This is a genomic window from Kitasatospora sp. NPDC059571 (assembly GCF_042735675.1).
Classification (GTDB): Bacteria; Actinomycetota; Actinomycetes; order Streptomycetales; family Streptomycetaceae; genus Kitasatospora.
Window position 1 is genome coordinate 1 of record NZ_JBHWBW010000796.1, and the last position, 1,636, is coordinate 1,636.

2 protein-coding genes and 2 tRNA genes are annotated in these 1,636 nt (G+C 71.3%); 3 read left to right on the plus strand and 1 reads right to left on the minus strand.

Annotation, left to right across the window (positions count from 1 at the left end):
• Positions 1-178 precede the first annotated feature (178 nt).
• Positions 179-592 (minus strand): SsgA family sporulation/cell division regulator, encoded by a 414-nt coding sequence (locus tag ACFV0G_RS39105; RefSeq protein ID WP_030056266.1) that lies wholly within the window; start codon positions 590-592, stop codon positions 179-181.
• Between the two features lie 195 nt (positions 593-787).
• Between ACFV0G_RS39105 and ACFV0G_RS39110 the strand changes: the two genes are divergently transcribed.
• The 3 genes from ACFV0G_RS39110 to ACFV0G_RS39120 all read left to right on the plus strand — a co-directional run bounded on the left by ACFV0G_RS39110 (position 788) and on the right by ACFV0G_RS39120 (position 1,630).
• The gene (locus tag ACFV0G_RS39110; RefSeq protein WP_380558603.1) at positions 788-1,225 is read left to right on the plus strand and encodes a TIGR02611 family protein; all 438 of its coding nucleotides are present in this window, start codon (positions 788-790) and stop codon (positions 1,223-1,225) included.
• 66 nt (positions 1,226-1,291) lie between these two features.
• Positions 1,292-1,363, plus strand: a tRNA-Val gene (locus tag ACFV0G_RS39115).
• Positions 1,364-1,558: 195 nt separating this feature from the next.
• Positions 1,559-1,630 (plus strand) — tRNA-Val (locus tag ACFV0G_RS39120).
• Positions 1,631-1,636: the final 6 nt, after the last annotated feature.

Consider the following 1,636-nt stretch of genomic DNA (forward strand, 5'->3'; position numbering starts at 1 on the left):
GGGTGCGGGGGGCCGGCCGTCCTGCCGGGCGCCTGCGTCGCCGGCCGCCCTCCGGTGCGGAGAGCGGCCGGGCGTGGCCCCGAGGCCGCCGGGCTTGCGTGGCGGATGGTGCGACCGTGCCCCCGAGTAGGACGGACGCAGTGGGGCGCGGCTCGCCGTGGCGGGCCGGCCCGCGGGGTCAGCTCTCGGCGAGGATGTGCGACAGCTCCCGGTCGAGGTCGAAGTGGCGGTGTTCGGTGCCGGGCGGCACGGCGGCGTCGGTGCGCTTGAGGAACGACTCGAGCGCCCGCGCCGGGGCCTCCAGCAGGGCTTCTCCTTCCGGAGAGCTCAGGGCGATGCAGACGACTCCCTGCCCGTGGCTGCGCGAGGGCCACACCCGGACGTCGCCGGTCCCGGTGGGTCGGTGGAGCCCCTCCGCGAGGAGATCACGGGCGAACACCCACTCCACGGTCTCGTCGGCACCGGTGTGGAAGGTGGCATGCACGGCATAGGGGTCCGCGGTGTCGTAGCGCAGGCCCGCGGGGACGGGCAGCGAGGACTCGCTCGACACGATGAGGCGCAGGTGCAGCTCACAGCTGACCGTGGTGTTCATAAGCGCCAGGGCCTTTCGCTCAGTGTGCGCTCGGGGATTCGCACGTCGGCGAACGGACCATCCCACCCGAAAGCCCGGTGTAAACCCGTCTGTCCCGATTCCGCGCCGAGCCGTACCCCTTCCGGCGCATTGCGGAATCGCCGCGGGCGGCCCGCCCGGGCCCGTACCGGGCGGTATCTCGGGTACTTTTCCCGTATGGCTGTGCGAAGCGACAAACCTGAGGGCGCCGACGGGTCGGCCGGGCCCGCCGGGGACGGCGGGGGGCGTCCGCTGGGCTCCCGGGCGCCGCTGTTCATCCGGCGCTCGCGCGCGCTGCACGTCAGCTGGCAGGTGGCGGTCTTCGTGGTCGGCCTCGCGGTGGTCGGCGCCGGTGTGGTGCTGCTGCCGCTGCCCGGTCCGGGCTGGGTGGTCATCTTCCTGGGCATGGGGATCTGGGCCACCGAGTTCGTCTGGGCGCAACTGGTGCTGCGCTGGACGAGGCGCAAGGTCTCCGAGGCCGCCGACCGGGCGCTGGACCCGGCGGTGCGCCGCCGCAACATCGTGCTGACCGCGATCGGGCTCGCGGTGATCGCCGCGGTCGCCGTCTGGTACCTGGTGCGGTACGGCTGGGTGCTCCCCTGGAACCTGCACTGACCGCGGGTCGGGCCGGGAGGGTGTTCGGAGCACCGCCGCGGATGGGGTAATGTTTTCCCTGCACCCGGGCGATTAGCTCAGCGGGAGAGCACTTCGTTCACACCGAAGGGGTCACTGGTTCGATCCCAGTATCGCCCACCGGAATGCAGTGTGAGATGAAAGGCCCAGACCATTTTACGGTCTGGGCCTTCATTATTTTCGGACCTATTCCGCCGCGCTGACGGGCATTCACCGCGGCTGCGCCGGGGGCGATCTGTGGCCCCGTCGGGCGGGCCCTCCGGGAACGGATTAGGGACCGGGGCCCGCAGGGTGCTACTGTTCTACTCGTTGCCCGGGCGATTAGCTCAGCGGGAGAGCACTTCGTTCACACCGAAGGGGTCACTGGTTCGATCCCAGTATCGCCCACCGAGC

Bases quoted from the DNA above. Each gene is read 5' to 3' on its own strand.
- ACFV0G_RS39105 (WP_030056266.1), bottom strand. From the start codon at position 592: ATGAACACCACGGTCAGCTGTGAGCTGCACCTGCGCCTCATCGTGTCG.
- ACFV0G_RS39110 (WP_380558603.1), top strand. From the start codon at position 788: ATGGCTGTGCGAAGCGACAAACCTGAGGGCGCCGACGGGTCGGCCGGG.